The organism is Paenibacillus hamazuiensis (assembly GCF_023276405.1).
Lineage (GTDB): Bacteria > Bacillota > Bacilli > Paenibacillales > NBRC-103111 > Paenibacillus_AF > Paenibacillus_AF hamazuiensis.
The window spans coordinates 2784518-2801685 of sequence record NZ_JALRMO010000001.1 but is presented as its reverse complement, the minus strand read 5'-3'; the positions used below and the strand labels follow the sequence as shown (position 1 = coordinate 2801685).

Here is a 17168-nt window from a genome sequence, read left to right as displayed (position 1 = left end):
AACTTACAGGTGAAACGATTGGCCGTCTCACTGCTTGCCATCGCCGCCGCTCTCGTTTTACTGGGGGTGCTGCTGATCGTCTATCGGGACGAATACGGCGGCTGGGGATTTCGCAGCAAGGTGCAATTTCACCATGTGTCCATGGCCCGAACGGATGCCCGGGGAGGGGTCAGCGTCATCAGCGATTCCCGGCAAAGCCTGAGAACGTTCGATGCGGACGGTACGCTGCGCTATACGATTCACCCCGGAGACAGAGGAGAGCGCACGATGTCGGTTTTTACCGAGGCTGCTGCGGATTCGCAGGGACGTCTGTACGTGCTGACCACCGTGCTTGATTACAATGGCCTCGCGATCCTGTCCGAGGAAATTGAGCGATATTTGCCGGACGGACGTCCGGACAGCTCGTGGAAGCCGATCTCCCGGCCGGCAGCCGCTTCAGGCGGGCAGGCTGCAAGAATGAATGCGATCCGCTCGCTTCAGCTGAAAGGGGATGAGCTCTTTTATTACGAGCTGGAGACGGCGAATTCGGCGGTGCTGAGGCGTGTCACAGCCCCGAACGGGACGAAGAGCGACACCGTGCTGCAGCTGGCTCTGGACAGCGACATTTATCCCGCTTCATTTGCCGGAACCGAGCCGGGGAGCATCGTGTTTTCCACCAAGCGGGGAGAGCTGTACCGGGTGATGCCGGATGGAAAACCCCGGCTTCTGCTGCGCGGCAGCGGAGACGCCGCCGCTAAGGGGGGCGCGGGTTATGCGGAGCAGCCAATTGTTGTCGGAGGAGTCGTTTATTTTATCGACAATTACGGCAGTCAGGTGAAGCGCCTGCCCCTCAGCGGTACGTCCGCGCCGGAGCTTTGGCTGCAGGCGGATAAGCTGACGAACGAGGATCCGGATGCGGATTTTCAAAGCATCCACCCGGGGCAGGACGGCAGCATATGGGCGGCCACGCCGCACCGGGTGCTCCGCATCGACCGCGAACTTGCGGTCCATCCGCTGGAGTATTCGGTGAAAACGATGGCCGCCGACTACGCCTATTGGGCTGCTGCCGCCGCCTTTGCGCTGCTGCTGCTGGTCCTGCTCAAGCTGCTGCTGTTCGATGTGGCGCCGTTTTCCATCATGTATAAGCAAATCTTTGTCTATATTCCGCTTGTGCTGGTCTGTATGCTGGCTCTGGCGGGGATCGTCACGTATCAGCATACGAAAAACGTCCACGACGAGGTGCGCCGGGGGCTCGTTTTTCTTGCTCACGACGGGCAGAAGCTTGTTCAGACGGACAAGCTGGAGAGCATCGGCACCCCCGGCGATTATATGAGTCCGGCGCATGCGCAGCTGGCGGGCAGTCTGGCGTATGCGGACGGGTTTTCCAAATTCTACCGCGTGCTGTACAAGATTGACGGCGATCAAATGCGGGTGGTGCACGATGAGGATATCGCCAGCCTGCGGCTGATGGAACCGAACTCGCTGGGGGCGATCGAAGGCGAGCAGACATGCCAGTACAAGGACGAGCAGACCGGCGCCGTTTATCCGATGACCGATTTTCGCCTGCTGCTTCGGGGGGAATACGCGACATGCCAATATGTGAACGAAAAAGGCAACTGGCTGTATGCGCTCGGTCCGCTTTTTGACACCGCCGGAAAAAAGGTTGTCGGCGTGTACGAGGTCGGCATTCATACGAACGCGCTCGATCAAAGAAGCCGGCAAATTCTCGTCAATACGCTGTACACGATCGCCGCGGTCGCGCTTGCGATGCTCGGTTTGTTCGTACTCGTCACGACGCTGCAGCTTTCCTCGATCCGCGAGCTGCGCGACGGGGTCATTGCGATGACCCGGAGGAGCAGCGACTTGCTGCGGGTTAACGTGCGGGGAAAAGACGAAATCGCCACGCTTGCGGAAAGCTTCAACCGGATGGCGGAGACGATCCGCGGCAATATGGCTGAGCTTCACGAGATCAACAAAGCGAATGCGCGGTTTGTGCCCGATCCTTATTTGAAGTTTTTGGGGAAAAACTCCTTCGTCGATATCAAGCTCGGCGATCAGGTGGAGAAGCCGATGGTGATGCTGAACATGAGCATCCATTCGTTTTACGCTGTAGCGAAGCAGCTGGACACGAAGCAAAATTTCGATTTTATCAACGCTTTCCTTCAGGAAATGGTGCCGGTCGTCCATCATCATAAAGGGATTATCGACAAATATTTGGATGCGGGACTGCTTGCATTGTTTCCCCAGGATGCGGGCGAAGCGCTGCGCTGCGCCATCGCCTTGCGGGAGCGGCTGTACCGTTTCAACGAGGCGAGTCCTGCGCAGTTAAAGATCGATACCGGCATCGGACTGCATTTCGGCACGCTGCTGCTCGGCATCATCGGGGAAGAGGAGAGGCGGGGGGCCGCCGTCTTGTCCGACAACGTGCAAATTACGGCGATGCTGGAAGCGATGACGCAGAAGCTGGAAACGCCGGTTCTGATTACGGATTCGTTCTACGAGCAATTAGGCCGGCCGCAAACGTTTCTGTACCGAAATCTCGGCATGGTTCATTTCGAAGGCAGAAGCAAACCTATCCATCTGATTGACGTATACGAAGGCGATACGGAGTCGCAGCGCAAGCTGAAGCACGCCACAAAGGCGGCGTTTGAGAGGGCGGTCGGACTTTATCAAATAGGTCATTTCGAGGAAGCACGCGAGCTTTTCCTGGAAGTGATCAAACGCAATCAGGGGGATAAGCCGGCCAAGCTGTATTTTTTCCAATGCGACCGTTATTTGCAAAACCGTTCGAAGGACGGATGGAACGGCACTTTGTACGCTTGACCGGAAACCTTACGGCTAACGAAAAACCTCCGGAACCGCGGTTAAACGGGACCGGAGGTCTGTTCTTGACGTTTAAAGCTTAAGTTGCTAAAGCGTGAAAGCGCGAACGAGAGCTTTCTTCCGCGGAATTGCGGTCGGCTCATCCTTGCAGGTAAATCAAGAATTTCTCTTGGCTGTTCCTGGAGATTCGGGTCAAGTCACGGTCCGAACGCTGTTCAAAAACTGTAACGGTTGTGACAGAGCTTATTTAGCTCAAAATACTCATTTTTCAAATTCTAATGGTTGCCTGTGAGCTTATTTGAAGGATTATACAATAAGAGATCACCATTTTGTCCAAATAACGTCAACCAGAACCATTAGAATATTAAAATCCGTAATTTTCCCCCTATAACCTCTGTGGCAACCGTTACAATTTTATCGCATCCAATTCACTTTATCGCCAGTAGTCGACGTTAGAAGTTTTTCTTGTTCGGGAAGCTGTGCGATGCTCATTATCCCGGGCTGCCCGGTTTATTTAGTTCGTTGGCTGCGGCTGGGGCGCTCCCCATTTTTTTACCCATTTATCCATTTCCTTCAGGGCTGTTTGGAAGTCCTTGCCTTTTTCCGTCAATGAATATTCCACGGTGACCGGGACGGTGGGGAACACTTTGCGCAGCACGATGCCGTTTTGTTCAAGATGCCGCAAAGTATCGGTGAGCGACTGCGTTTTGACGATCGCTACGTCTCTCTGCAGCTGCTTAAACCGTTTCGGGCCTTTGTACAGCTCGTCGATGACCAGGAAAGCCCACTTGGCGCCGAGAATTCGGAGCACCTCGCAAATGTTCGAGCCACCCGTTTCCGTGCACGTCTTGGTGGAAGCTTCCTGGGAAGCGGCGTCTTGTTCCATCGTCTCTTTCACTCTCCTTACTTATAATAAGTTAGTCAAAATGACAGGGTAATGTCGAAAAATCAGTGTCTCTTACAAGTTTAAAGCCGCGTCTCTACAATGTCAATCAACGAATTCTCCGCTTAAAAGGGGGGTGGCGGCGTCTTCTTCGGCGCTCGGCAGCAAATCGATAAGAGCGCGAAGCGCGCCGGTCATAAACGAATCTTTGCGCACGATGAATTCGGTCTTCACGTGCCGGATCGATTCGGGCAGTTCATGCGCGCGTAATTTGCCCTCCGCCTCGAGCTTGCGGATGACGGCATGGGGCAGCATGGAAATGCCGAGTCCCGCCGTTACGCCGCCAAGAATCGCTTCCAGCGTTCCGAATTCCATGATCACCGATTGCGTCAAGCCGCGGGAGTGGAGCCACTGCTCCAACAGATCTCGGTATGAACAGCCTCGACCTAAAACGAGAATCGGTCTTTTCACCGCATCCTCCAAATCGGTCACCGACGGCACGGACACGATGACGAGCTCCTCGTCGAAAGCGGGGAACGACCGCAGTTCGGGGTGTGTGCATTGGCAGCCGATAAAGGCGCCGTCCAGCTCGTATTGCAGCACTTTTTCCATCAAAAACGATGTCGGCCCGGTCGTCAGCGTCAGCAGTACATTCGGATGTAACCCGTAATAGGAGGCAAGCAGATGGGGCAGCCGGACCGCGGCCGCCGTCTGCGAGGAGCCGATCGTGAGCGGGCCGCCCGGCTCGTTTACGGAGCTGAGCGCCTTCGTAGCCTCGTCGAGCAGGCCGACGATTTTGTCCGCGTAGGCAAGCAGCGTCTTGCCGCTGGAAGAAAGCGTCATGCCCCGGTTATGGCGGAAAAAGAGCGGAGTCCCGAGCTCGGCCTCGAGCTGTCGGATCCGCGCGGTCACATTGGATTGCACGTAACCGAGCCGAATGGCGGCTTTCGTAATCGAGCCCTCGCGGGCTACCGCTTGAAATACGCGCAGATCGGCGCTTTCCATGGGGAGGTCACCTCTTTTGTTCGCTGCGGCTCGGATCGTACCTCCGATCGCTCTTGTTCACGGATTTCTTGATTGAAACGCCGTTCGGCGGTTGAAATCCGCTCACAAAGGCGACCGCTTCGCTTCTTCGGCACGATTCCGTCCACTCCGCTATTTTCATCAACAATATGGAATCGATGCGAGCTTGATATCATAAATTATGATAATTGCCATCTATAACATTCATTATACTTAAAACCAAAGTTCCGTTACAATAGAGCCAACCTGAAGATATGAAACCGCATGGGAGGTTCTCGCTATGAATCAGATCAAGTATTTCAGTCTTGTCCTATTAACGACGCTTATTATGGGTGTGGCGTTTCCCGTCGGCAAAATCGGCATGGCGTACGCGCCGCCCTTTCTGCTCATGGGGACCCGCTTTGTGCTCGCCGGCGGGCTTTTGGTGATGATCGTCGCCGGTAAGCCGCGACCCCAAGGCGTGCGCTGGCTGCAGGCGGCTTTGATCGGCGTGCTGCAATCTGCCTGCGTGATGGGCTGCGCCTATTACAGCATGCATTGGATCACCTCCGGCGAGTCGGCGATCATCACGTTCACGAACCCGCTGCTCGTTATCGTGCTTGGAACGATATTTACCGGTGCGGTGTATCGCATCCGTCAATGGATCGGCGTTGCCGTCGGCATCGTCGGCGTCGCCTTCAGCTTCGGGTTTAACTTGGGGCTGCAGCCCGGGACGTTTATCGGATTCGCCGGTGCGCTTAGCTTCTCGACGGCAACGCTGCTGATTAAACGGTGGGGACCGGCATTCGATATGAATGTGCTGGCGGCTTACCAAATGTTATTCGGCGGGATCGCCTTGTTTATAGTTAGCGCCTTTACGGAGCATCCGTATTTTGCGTTCAATGGCGTGTCGGTGACGGTTCTGCTTTGGCTTGCGATCGTTTCTTCAATCGTGCAGTTCTCGCTTTGGTTTTATTTGCTCCGCAGCGGAGACCCCGCGAAGACGAGCGCCTTTTTGTTCCTTGCGCCGCTGTTCGGCGTCCTTTCGAGCTGGCTGCTGCTCGGTGAGAAAATCGAGTGGTTCGTCGGAGTCGGAGGAGCGTTGATTTGCGCCGGTATTTTCCTCGTCAATTGGGAAAGAAAAGCTGTTGGCGCAGCGAAAAGAACGGTTATGGGATGACAACCGATACGATGTTGGCCGCGCGAATGCGCGGCTTTTTTTTAGTGACAGAAAGTTTAAGTTCATTAACGCGCTAAAGCGCGTAATCTGTTCATAAACTGTAACGGTTGTGATAGAGCTTATTTAGCTGAAAATGCTCATTTTCAAATTATAACGGTTACCAGAGAGCTTATTTGAAAGATTATACGATAAGAGATCATCATATTGCCCAAATAACGTTAACCAGAACCGTTAGAATTTTAAAATCCGCAAATTCCTTGCAATAACCTCCGTGGCGACCGTTAGAATTTTACCGCATTCAGCTCTAATCCGATGGTCAGAAAGCCCTGACAGCTGGGTCGGGTAGATGTCTGTAAAGATTACCAAGAAAAGCTTCAGCTAAAACACGAATATATCTTCATAGAGAAGGCTTCGATCAGAAGCTTTTCTTATTGTTTCTAAAGGAGTTTGGGGGACGGCTTGCCGCATTGGGGCAACGACAGGCGCCGATTCCTTCCGGTCCGGCGTTTTGGCGGTGTGATAATTATCATCGCGGGCACAGCCTGCCGCATGCTGTAATAGGGACATAGATCACCTGACCAAAGGAGATATGAACCATGGACCGAGCGTTTGCCTCGAAGTTTGCCAAATCGTTTTTCCTCACCGTTTGCGCATTACTTATCCTGATTTACATCGGCTCCCGGTTTTTCACGCATCTGGACCTGGCGCTTTACGGATATATGGTGGGGACGATTGTGTTTATCGGCGGCTTTTTTTACCGCTTTATCGCGTGGGCCGACCGCCCCCCGACAAAGCTGATTTTGCAGAAAGGACTTCGAAGGTTGTTTCGCAGAAGCACGCCGCAAACGGCGGTCGAGCATCTGGCGACCTACCGGTTCATCTGGAACCGCGGCTGGTACCGCTGGACGCAGCACGTGCTGCTGGGCTGGGGCTGCATGTTATCGGCGCTTGTTACGTTCCCGCTCGTATTCGGGTGGATGTATTTTACAATGGCAAACAACGGTTTCTATACCGTCGTCTTTTTCGGCATCGACGTGTTGAAAGTAAAAGCGGACGGGGCCATCGCCTTTTTATTCTACAACGCGCTGAACATCACGGCATTTATGGTGATCGGCGGCGTCTGCATGGCGCTCTACCGCCGGCTCAAAAACATGCAGGCCCGCTCGGAGCAAACGGCGGTTTACGATTTTTTGCCGCTTTATATGCTGCTTTTTGTCAGTATTACCGGCCTGCTGCTCACCTTCTGCAACGTGTTCCTGCACGGCTGGGGACATTCGGTCGTGACTCTCGTTCACCAGTGGTCGGTGATCGTCACGCTGATTTACATTCCGTTCGGCAAGCTGGCGCATATTCCGTTCCGCCCGATGAGCGTGTTCGCCAGAAGTTATCGGGAGTATTACGCCGAGCAGGCGATGAAATCGTGCCGGGTGTGCGGCACCGGGTTCGTATCCGCCGAACAATCGAGCGACGTGATCCGGGTGTTAAAGCAAAACGAGATCGAATTCAGCATGCCGGAAGGCTTTCATCTCGCTGAGTTATGCTTGCCCTGCAGGCGCAAATACCGGATGTCGCGGTTTACCGGCATCCCTACGCACGAGATCAAGGTCAAGGAGGCCAACCAGAATGCCCGAGGATAAATTTTTCAAAGCGATCGCAAACAAAACGCACCCGAACGAGCAGCTCGTGCCGACGCATTGCTCCTACTGCGGCATGCAGTGCGGCATGAATCTGCGGGTGGATACGGCGACGAATAAAATTATCGGCGTCGAGCCGCGCTACGACTGGCCTGTTACGCTCGGCAAAATGTGCCCGAAAGGGGTGACGGCGTACCAGCAGACGAATCACGAAGATCGGCTGCTGCGCCCGCTCATCCGCGACGACGCTTCCTTGAAAGGGACGAAGGAAGGCTTCCGCGAAGCGAGCTGGGACGAAGCATATACGCTTATTGCCAGAAGGTTCGGGGAGCTTCAGCAGCAGTACGGCAAAGACAGCTTATCCGTATTCAGCGGCGTTTCCATGACCAACGAAAAATGCTACCTCACCGGCAAATTCGCCCGGGTTGCGCTGCAAACCCGCTACATCGATTATAACGGCAGGTTTTGCATGTCGAGCGCGGCAGCCGGATTTCTCCGTTCGTTCGGAGTAGATCGCGGTTCCACGCTGCCCTGGACCGATTTGCACGAAACGGACTGCCTGTTTATCGCCGGCAGCAATACGGCGGAATGCCATCCGACTTCGATGTTTCGGGTGTGGGAGGTGCAAAACCGCGGCGGCTACCTGATCGTCGCGGATCCGCGGGAGACGCCGATCGCCCGCCGCGCGGACGTTCATCTCGATCTGAGGCCGGGGACGGATCTCGCTTTGGCGAACTGCATGGTCCATTTGCTGCTGCAAAACGGCTATGCCGATGAAGCGTTTATCCGCGAGCATACAAGCGGCTTCGAGGAAATGAAGGAAGTCGTGAAGCTGTTCACACCGGAATATACGAGCGAAATTACCGGCGTTGCCCCGGAGAAGCTGATTCGCGCGGCGGAAATTTACGGCAAGGCGCCGAATGCGGTCGTCATGTTCGCCCGCGGCATCGAGCAGCAGCATAAAGGCGCGGACAACGTATGCGCCTATACGAATATGTGCCTCGTGACGGGGAAAATCGGCCGGCCGAAGTCGGGCGTGGCGACCTTTACCGGCCAGGGAAACGGGCAAGGAGGGCGCGAGCACGGGCAAAAATCCGATCTGCTGCCGGGCTACCGGAAAATCACCAACCCTAAGCACGTCGAGGAGGTGTGCAGGGTGTGGGGCATCGCGCAAGAGGAAATGCCGCAGCCCGGCGTATCCGCCTACGAAATGTTTGAGCTGATGCAGAGCAAAACGATACGCGGATTGTATTTGCTGTGCTCGAACCCGGCGGTTTCCGCCCCTAACCAAAATTATGTGCGCGCCGCTCTGAAAGGGCTGGATTTCATGGTATGCGCGGACATGTTTTTGTCGGAATCGGCCGAATTTGCCGATGTGGTGCTGCCCTCCGTCTCCTGGTCCGAAGACGAAGGCACCGTGACGAACCTGGAGGGACGGATCATCAAGATCAACCGGGCGCAGCGGCCGCTCGGAGAATCGAAGCCGGATTGGCTTATCCAGGTGGAGCTCGCCGAACGGCTCGGCCGCGGCCAATTTTTCCGCCATTTGAAAACCGCCCGCGACGTCGGGGACGAGTTCCGTTTGGCCTCGAAGGGCGGTTATGCGGATTATTACGGGGCGACGTGGGAGCGGATCGAGAAGGAAAACGGCCTGTTTTGGCCGTGCCGCAGCGTGAACGATCCGGGTACGCCGCATATGTTTCTCGATAAAAAGTTCTACCATGCCGACGGCAAAGCGAAGCTGTGCGCGCTGCCGTACCGCCCTCCGGCGGAAGAGCCGTGCGGACAGTATCCGCTCAGGCTTACGACGGGCCGCGTCGTTTATCATTATTTATCGGGCAACCAGACGCGGCGCATTCCGTTTTTGCGGGATATGTGCCCCGAGCCGTATGTGGAGGTACATCCGGAGACCGCTTCAAGGTACGGGATCGAACACGATGAAATCGTACGTCTGTATACACGCCGCGGCGAGGCCTTGTATAAAGTGAAAATCATCGAAGCGATCCGGCCCGATACGGTATTTGTGCCATATCATTTCGGCCATGAGCAATCGGTCAACCTGCTGACGATTGCGGCGCTCGATCCGATGTCGAGAATGCCGGAGTTTAAAGCGTGTGCGGCGCAAATTGAAAAAATCGGCGATGCGTCCGGCAAGAGGAAGGAGGGCGTGCGATGAAACAGCATCTTTACATCGAGATAGACAACTGCATCGGCTGCCGAAGCTGCCTGGCTGCCTGCACGCAATGCGGCGGGCATGACCAGCGCAACCGGAATTACGTCTACGATGTCAATCCGTTCGTGAACCGGCAGACGATTCCGCTGATGTGCCTGCACTGCGTCAATCCCGCTTGCGCCCGCAGCTGTCCGGCCCAGGCGATTCAGATTACCGAGGAGGGGGCGGTGCTCTCGGCGCTTGTCGAGAAATGCATCGGCTGCCAAAATTGCACGATTGCTTGCCCTTATGGCATCCCGAAATTCGATGAAGCGCAAAACCTGATGTACAAATGCGACCTTTGCTACGATCGGACGAAGGAAGGCATTCCGCCGATGTGCGCCTCGGTTTGCCCGACGAATACGCTGCAGTGGCTGACGGAAGAGGAGCTCGCGGCGAAAAAATCCCGGCAGCAGCTGGGCCGGTGGACGGCAAGCCGCGATCCGTACGACGCGCTTGAAGGAGAAACGAACGTAAAGATAAGCTTGCCGGGAATTTTACAAGGAACAGTGAAGTTGTTTTGACTATAGCGACCTGACTAAGGGGTGGGACTATAATGGATCAGCCGAAAGAACCGCGAAACGGCAAAGTGCCTTTTGAAGAAGATAACTATACCCACAATATACGAAAAAACAACGAGCGGCTGCTGGACCGCAGGGGCTTTATGAAAACGATGGTCGGTGCGGCGGGACTGTTCGCGGTATCGACATTGCCTTGGGGAGCCATAGCGGCGCAGGAGCTGAACGGACTGAAGCAAAAGGCTTACTCCAAACTTAAAATCGCCGATATCTCTGCGCTGCAGGTAGGGGATGCCGTGGAATTCGCCTATCCTGGAGAACACGATTCCGCACTGCTCGTCCGTCTTGGAGAAAACAGCTACGTTGCTTACCAGAACGCCTGCACCCATCTGAAATGTCCGGTATTCTGGAGCAAGGAAAAGGCGGAGCTCGTGTGCCCGTGTCACCACGGCCTGTTTGATGTCAAAACCGGGGCCCCTGTCGCGGGACCCCCGAGAAGGCCGCTGCCGGAAATATTGCTATCGGTAGAGAAGGGTTCCATTTATGCGACGGGAGTGAAGCGGTATGAAGCGTAGCTGGCGAGGCGTCGTTTATTTATGCGTCGTGTTGTTCCTGGACATCGTGTTCACCCAGAAGGCGGTTGGGGCTTTCTTCTATGAGAAGTATGCGTCTGTGGTCGTATACGCTTTGCTGAACGTGCTGCTGTTTCCCGCAGCTTATCTGATTTACCGCAAGGAGCGTGATGCCGTGTGAATGTAAAAAAGATGCAGCTGCCTTTGCAAACCGTCAGTCTTGTCCTCGGTTTTATGGTTTGGGTCATTTTGTCGTCGCTGATGCCGTTTATTAAAGAAACCATTCGCATGACCCCGTCGCAGCTGACGCTTGTGACCGCGATACCGGTGCTGTTCGGCTCCGTGATGCGAATACCGGTCGGATATTGGACGAATCGTTACGGAGCGCGCAAGCTGTTTATGATCAGCTTCATTTTATGCCTGGCCCCGGTATACTGGGTCAGCCAGGCGGATTCGTTTGCGGATTTGGTTGTCGGAGGTTTTTTCCTCGGCATCGGCGGGGCCGTATTCTCGGTTGGAGTGACATCGCTTCCTAAATATTACCCGAAGGAACGTCATGGCTTCGTCAACGGCATCTACGGTATCGGCAATCTGGGAACGGCCATCTCTTCGTTCGGGGCACCGGTGGTCGCCGGTTATTTCGGGTGGCCGAAAACGGTTCTGATGTACGGAGTGCTGCTGATCGCACTGGCGGCAATGAATTTTTGGCTTGGCGACCGGCAGGAAACGCCGGTCAAATCTTCGCTCCCCGAACAGATCCGGGGGATATCGCGCAATTCCAGGCTGTGGCTGCTGTGTTTGTTTTATTTCATCACCTTCGGCTCCTTTGTGGCATTTACCGTATATTTGCCGAACTTTCTCGTCAGCAATTTTCAGCTGGCCAAGGTCGACGCGGGAATGAGAACCGCGGGTTTCATCGTTCTTGCCACCGCCATGCGACCGGTCGGAGGATGGCTCGGAGACAAATTCAATCCTTTTAAAATTTTGATGTTCGTCTTCGCCGGACTAACCTTGTCGGCGGTGCTGCTGTCGTTTGCGCCTTCGATGGGCTGGTATACGGTGGGATGCCTGACCGTCGCTTTGTGCGCCGGCACCGGCAACGGCACGATCTTTAAGCTCGTACCGCTTTATTTTACGAAGCAGGCGGGCATCGCAAACGGGATGATCTCCGCGATGGGGGGGCTGGGAGGATTTTTTCCCCCGCTGCTGCTGACGGCGCTGTACGGTTTGACCGGGCACTATGCGATCGGCTTCATGGCGCTTTCCCAGGTGGCTCTGGCCAGCCTGATCCTGGTGATCTGGATGTTTTACCAGGAGAAGCTGGCGATATCCACCCATATCATCGATCAGACGCAGGAGGGCATCCTGGTGACGGACACCAATGGCGTCATCCGCTCGGTCAATCTGTCTTTTACGAGAATGACCGGGTATGCGGCAGAAGAAGTCATCGGTAAAACGCCGAACATTTTGAAGTCGGGGAAACAGGATCGCGCGTTTTACGATTCGCTGTGGGGCTGCTTGCGGAGCCAAGGGTTTTGGCAGGGAGCGATCTGGAATCGGAAGAAAAGCGGCGAAATTTATTTAGAGTGGTTAACTATTAGCGCCATTAAAAATGAAGCGGGCGATGTCGTCTGTTATTCGGGCATGTTCAGCGACATTACGGAAAAAGCGGATTTTGCGGCGAAGGGCAGTGCGGTCAATGCCTAGCGAATTTCGGGTCGATCTCGTGTTCATTCGGCCTCAAATGAAGAACTCCCGTTTCTTTGACGAGATTGAGCGGGAGATGGAGCGGGTTTTTGCAGGGATCGGTCATTGGTTCGTAGAGCGGAAGCGGGAAGATCGGCTTGAGATAGCCGTAGCGGAGGTAAACGGTTTATCGCCGTTTGATTCGGAGGAGGAGCTGCTGCTCAGCGTGGAGCAAAAGATAGGCTCCGGCTGCTGGGATTGGCTGCAGGGGCTGCATGTGCGGGTCATCCCCAAGGAAGAGGCCGGCGCTTGTTATTGCAGGAAAAGAGGATGAACTGTTGTCAAACGGGCGAATTGTCGCATATAGTAATGGCTGAAGCGAATCAAGTCCGGAGGATGACTATGGAAAAGTTTTGGGATCCGCCGTTTGGCGGGGATCAGCTCGGCCTATGCGAACAGGTTATTTCGGTGGAAGCGGAGCAGCCTGCTTCGTTTCGCGCTGATCTCAAGCTGTTCGAGAAGTCGGGGGAGGTCTGGACGCAAACGATGGGCCCCATCCCCGTCGCAATAGGCCGAAGCGGCATCGCTGCGGACAAAACCGAAGGAGACGGTACAACGCCGGCCGGTTGTTACGAGCTGGGCGAATCGTTCGGTACGAAGCCCGCTCCGGAAGACATTCTGATCCGCTATCGCAAAGTGACGGATTACGATTACTGGATCGACGATACGGATTCGGATGATTATAACCGCTGGGTGTATCATAAAGGCAATCCTTCGGACAGGTGGAAATCGTTCGAACGGCTGACCGACCCTTTATACAGCCACGCGATTATCGTCAAGTACAATATGGAACCTGTGGTGAAAGGGAAAGGCAGCGCGATATTTATCCACGAATGGAAAAATGAGTTCTCTCCTACGGCAGGTTGTGTAGCGATGTCCTATGACAGCCTCGTGCGGCTGATGAAGCGGATCGATCCGCGCAAAAAGCCAAAAATCGTTATCGCAGCAACAGTGAGAGCGTAAAGCCGGGTACAAAGAGCTGCCCGGACCGGTAACGCCCTTTAAAACTGTTATTTTACAAAACCGTTACAAAACCGGCAGCCTCGGGCGGCCGGTTTTATTGTCTTATTCATGAAATAAAATTTCTCAAATTTATTTACAGAAAGATATATTATTTTATATAATTTTTGTTAAGGAATTGTAAATTTCATGAGGGGGGACGGAAATATGAATAAGAGGAAGCTGATCTTTGGTTCTGCGATGATCCTGCTGAGCTCCATGGCGAGTGCTTGCGGCGGAGGCGCGGCTACGCCGGGCGATACGAAGCCGGCCGAAGGCGGGGAAGCGGCCAAGCCGAAAGGCGACCCGGTCAAGCTTGTCATGTACAGCTGGAGGCCGGAAGATAAGGATGGCTACGCGAAAATCGTCGCCGAGTTCGAAAAGGACAATCCGGACATCAAGGTGGAATTCAAGCCGTTCAAATCGACGGAATACAACACGATTTTGACGAATGCGCTGCAGTCCGGCACCGGCGTCGACATTTTGCAGCTTCGCCCTTACGACGGCGCCAAGGCGCTTGCCGATGCGAATTATTTGACCCCGCTGGACAAAACGAAAGGCCTCGAAAATATTCCCGACAGCTACCTCGACGCGGCCAAAGGCAGCGACAACAAAGTGTACGGCGTCCCCTTCATGCTGAACAACGCGGTTATTTTTTACAATAAAAAACTGTTTGAAGACAACGGTTTGCAAATTCCGGAAACGTGGGACGAATTCGTCAAAACGTGCGAGGCGCTGAAAGCGAAGAACATTACGCCGATCGCGCAATCCGGGAAAGCGGCATATTTGCTTTCGATGACGCATACGGTAATCGGTCCGAGCGCATACGGCGCGAACGAATACGTGCAGTCGCTGCTTAAAGGCGCGGCCAATTTCAAGGACGCGAGGTTCGTCGATTCGATCAAGCGGATGAAGCAGCTGGAGGCCTTTTTCCCGAAAGATTTCGTCGCGATCGAAGACAAGGACGCCCAAGGTTTGTTTTATACCGGCAAAGCCGCGATGTACATAAACGGAAGCCACAGGCTGGAAACGTTCGAGGCGAATAAAGTGCCGTTTCCGATCGATTTTATCCCCGGTCTGTCCGCGAAAAAAGGCGATCCGGCGAATATTGCGACCTGGGTTGACGGCTCCTGGGGGGTGGCGAAGAGCTCGAAGCATCAGGAGCAGGCGCTCAAGTTTATGGAATTCGTCGCTTCCAAAAAGTTCGGCCAGCTGTTCAGCGACGAGTTGACCCGGGTTAGCCCGATCAAAGGGGTCGAGCCGAAAAATCCGCTGCTGAAAAGAATGGCCCAGCTGAGCGAAAAGGGCAGCACTCCGTACCTGCTGCTCACCAACTTCAGCCAAGGCACGCCGACGACGAAGACGACTTTCGAGGATTCGCTGCAGGGCATGTACATCGGCAAGCTGACGCCTGAAAAAGTGGCCGAAGATACGCAGGCATCTGCGGACAAATGGTTTAAACCGAAGTGACAAATCCCCACTTAATCCATCGAATTGGGCTCTGCATAATTTGTAAGTAAAATAAACGGCATCGGGAGGCGGCCAAATGATCATTCAGAGCGTTGAAGTGCGGCGTCAATCCGTCCCTCTGATCAAACCTTTCAAAACGGCGCTGCGCACGGTGCACCATGCGGAGTCCGTGTTGGTTCGAATAACGCTGGATGACGGGAAGACAGGTTGGGGGGAAGCGCCGCCAACCGTCGTTATAACCGGGGACTATTTGGAGGGCATTGAAGCTGCGATTCGCCATACGTTTGCGCCGCTTTTGCTCGGAAGAAATGTGCTCGCTTACGAACAGTTGCTGCAATCCGTTCACCAATCGGCGGTCGGCTGTACGAGCGGCAAGGCGGCAGTCGATATGGCTATCTACGATCTGATGAGCCAAAGTTGCGGTATGCCGCTGTACCGGTTTCTTGGCGGTTACCGGGATCGGCTGGAGACGGATTACACGGTCAGCGTGAACTTGCCGGAGGAGATGGGAGAGGACGCCGCCCGTTACGCCAATGCGGGCTTTCGCGTGCTCAAGATCAAGGTCGGCAAAGATTCGATCGAGAGAGATATCGAGCGCATCCGTGAGGTGCGCCGGCGCGTCGGCAGCGGCGTCCGCATCCGCGTCGACGCCAATCAGGGCTGGCAGCCGAAGGAGGCGATCCGCTCGATCCGCCGTATGGAAGACATGGGACTGGACATCGAGCTCGTCGAGCAGCCGGTGAAGGCTCACGATATCGACGGGCTGAAGCGCGTCACCGATGCCGTAGAAACGCCGGTGATGGCAGACGAAAGCGTTTTTTCCCCGCAGCAGGCGTTTGAGATAATCCGGAGCCGTGCGGCGGATATGCTCAACATCAAGCTGATGAAATCCGGCGGCATTTACAAGGCTCAGATCATTTGCCACATGGCGGAGGAGTTCGGCATCGAATGTATGGTCGGCAGCATGATCGAGTCGCGCGTGGCCGTAACGGCGGCGGCTCATTTTGCCGCAAGCAAGAAGAACGTTACGCGCGTCGATCTGGACGCGCCGCTCATGCTGCTGCACGATCCCGTCTACGGCGGCGTAAAATATGACGGCCCGCTGATGACGTTTGCGGAAGAAGCCGGGCTCGGCATTCGCGGTGTGGAAGCATTCCGGGAGGAGGCGCTGGGATGAGCGGCCTTGCGAGAATGCGGGCGGCCGTTGCGGTGGCGACCGTATGGACTTCGCCGGATTCGCCGAGAGCATTGGACGCCCCGGCGTTGAGCAATCCGGCGGATATGCGCGGCTGGCTAAGGTCGATGACGACAGATGACAAGTTGGATTTGTGCGATGCGAACCGGGTACAGACGCAGATTTTGCTCGGAACCGAAGTGGTCGTGACGGAGGAGTGGGGGGATTGGGTTAAGATATGCATCCCCGACCAGCCGACACCGAAACATAACCTCGGGTACCCCGGATGGGTGCCGAGATGCCAGCTTGCGGAGACGAGAGAGACGGTCGATGCGGAAAAATGGGCAGAAGTGACCGCGGCATCGAGTGTTCTGAAACTGGCGGAAGCGCAGGCATCTATGGCTGAAGAGCTGGAGCTGAGCTTTTTGACCCGGCTGCCGGTGCTGGAAGAGACGGACCTCCGCGTTCGCATGCTAACGCCTTCGGGCGAAGGGTGGCTGGAGCGCCGGGACGTGAGCATCCGCATCGGCATCACGCCGACTGCAGCGGACGGCGGGGCGGGCAAGCGGATCGTGGAGCAGGCGGAGCGCTTTATCGGGCTGCCGTATTTGTGGGGCGGGATGTCCTCGTTCGGCTACGACTGCTCCGGTTTCGCCTATTCCATGCACAAGGCGCAGGGCATCACGATCCCGCGGGACGCGTCCGCGCAAGCGCAGGGAGGCAAACCGGTCGCCCGCGAGCGGCTTGAGCCGGGCGATCTGCTCTTTTTTGCGCGCGACGAGGGGAAGGGGCATATCCACCACGTCGGGATTTATGAAGGGGAAGGAAGAATGATCCATTCTCCGGATTCCAAGGGCGCGGTTGAGACGGTACAATGGAATGGGCATAAGCTGGCGAAGGAGTTTTGTCTGGCTGTCAGATATTGGTCGTAAATCTCCGGCATGCGCAGTCGACGCGCACGGCCGGTTCAGAAACG

General features: G+C 55.3%; 15 protein-coding genes. 13 read left to right on the top strand and 2 right to left on the bottom strand.

Annotation, left to right across the window (positions count from 1 at the left end):
* The first annotated feature begins 9 nt into the window (after positions 1–9).
* Positions 10–2802, top strand: coding sequence for an adenylate/guanylate cyclase domain-containing protein (locus tag MYS68_RS12285; protein ID WP_248926113.1), 2793 nt, complete (start codon positions 10–12; stop codon positions 2800–2802).
* Between the two features lie 514 nt (positions 2803–3316).
* On the opposite strand, the gene MYS68_RS12280 is transcribed toward MYS68_RS12285, so the two are convergent.
* On the bottom strand, positions 3317–3688 hold the full coding sequence (locus MYS68_RS12280; protein WP_248926112.1) for a winged helix-turn-helix transcriptional regulator: 372 nt from the start codon (positions 3686–3688) through the stop codon (positions 3317–3319).
* A gap of 102 nt (positions 3689–3790) precedes the next feature.
* Positions 3791–4690, bottom strand: coding sequence for a LysR family transcriptional regulator (locus MYS68_RS12275; protein ID WP_248926111.1), 900 nt, complete (start codon positions 4688–4690; stop codon positions 3791–3793).
* 298 nt (positions 4691–4988) lie between these two features.
* Between MYS68_RS12275 and MYS68_RS12270 the strand changes: the two genes are divergently transcribed.
* The 12 genes from MYS68_RS12270 to MYS68_RS12215 all read left to right on the top strand — a co-directional run bounded on the left by MYS68_RS12270 (position 4989) and on the right by MYS68_RS12215 (position 17124).
* Complete coding sequence (locus MYS68_RS12270) at positions 4989–5867, top strand: DMT family transporter (RefSeq protein ID WP_248926110.1); 879 nt, start codon at positions 4989–4991, stop codon at positions 5865–5867.
* 596 nt (positions 5868–6463) lie between these two features.
* Entirely contained in the window at positions 6464–7504 is a 1041-nt protein-coding gene (locus MYS68_RS12265; protein WP_248926109.1) for a hypothetical protein, read from the top strand.
* Complete coding sequence (locus MYS68_RS12260; protein ID WP_248926108.1) at positions 7491–9677, top strand: molybdopterin oxidoreductase family protein; 2187 nt, start codon at positions 7491–7493, stop codon at positions 9675–9677. The genes MYS68_RS12265 and MYS68_RS12260 overlap by 14 nt, the downstream gene beginning before the upstream one ends.
* Positions 9674–10237 (top strand): 4Fe-4S dicluster domain-containing protein, encoded by a 564-nt coding sequence (locus MYS68_RS12255; protein ID WP_248926107.1) that lies wholly within the window; start codon positions 9674–9676, stop codon positions 10235–10237. Before MYS68_RS12260 ends, MYS68_RS12255 begins: the two co-directional genes overlap by 4 nt.
* A gap of 32 nt (positions 10238–10269) precedes the next feature.
* The gene (locus MYS68_RS12250; RefSeq protein WP_248926106.1) at positions 10270–10806 is read left to right on the top strand and encodes a Rieske 2Fe-2S domain-containing protein; all 537 of its coding nucleotides are present in this window, start codon (positions 10270–10272) and stop codon (positions 10804–10806) included.
* Entirely contained in the window at positions 10796–10984 is a 189-nt protein-coding gene (locus MYS68_RS12245; protein WP_248926105.1) for a hypothetical protein, read from the top strand. The genes MYS68_RS12250 and MYS68_RS12245 overlap by 11 nt, the downstream gene beginning before the upstream one ends.
* A gap of 11 nt (positions 10985–10995) precedes the next feature.
* Positions 10996–12510 (top strand): MFS transporter, encoded by a 1515-nt coding sequence (locus MYS68_RS12240; RefSeq protein WP_248930893.1) that lies wholly within the window; start codon positions 10996–10998, stop codon positions 12508–12510.
* Positions 12503–12823, top strand: coding sequence for a hypothetical protein (locus tag MYS68_RS12235; RefSeq protein ID WP_248926104.1), 321 nt, complete (start codon positions 12503–12505; stop codon positions 12821–12823). The genes MYS68_RS12240 and MYS68_RS12235 overlap by 8 nt, the downstream gene beginning before the upstream one ends.
* 68 nt (positions 12824–12891) lie before the next feature.
* The gene (locus MYS68_RS12230; protein ID WP_248926103.1) at positions 12892–13512 is read left to right on the top strand and encodes a L,D-transpeptidase family protein; all 621 of its coding nucleotides are present in this window, start codon (positions 12892–12894) and stop codon (positions 13510–13512) included.
* Positions 13513–13716: 204 nt separating this feature from the next.
* Positions 13717–15018: an ABC transporter substrate-binding protein gene (locus MYS68_RS12225; RefSeq protein WP_248926102.1), complete on the top strand. Its 1302-nt coding sequence runs from the start codon at positions 13717–13719 to the stop codon at positions 15016–15018.
* Between the two features lie 76 nt (positions 15019–15094).
* Positions 15095–16195: a dipeptide epimerase gene (locus tag MYS68_RS12220; RefSeq protein ID WP_248926101.1), complete on the top strand. Its 1101-nt coding sequence runs from the start codon at positions 15095–15097 to the stop codon at positions 16193–16195.
* On the top strand, positions 16192–17124 hold the full coding sequence (locus MYS68_RS12215) for a C40 family peptidase (RefSeq protein ID WP_248926100.1): 933 nt from the start codon (positions 16192–16194) through the stop codon (positions 17122–17124). The genes MYS68_RS12220 and MYS68_RS12215 overlap by 4 nt, the downstream gene beginning before the upstream one ends.
* Positions 17125–17168 lie beyond the last annotated feature (44 nt).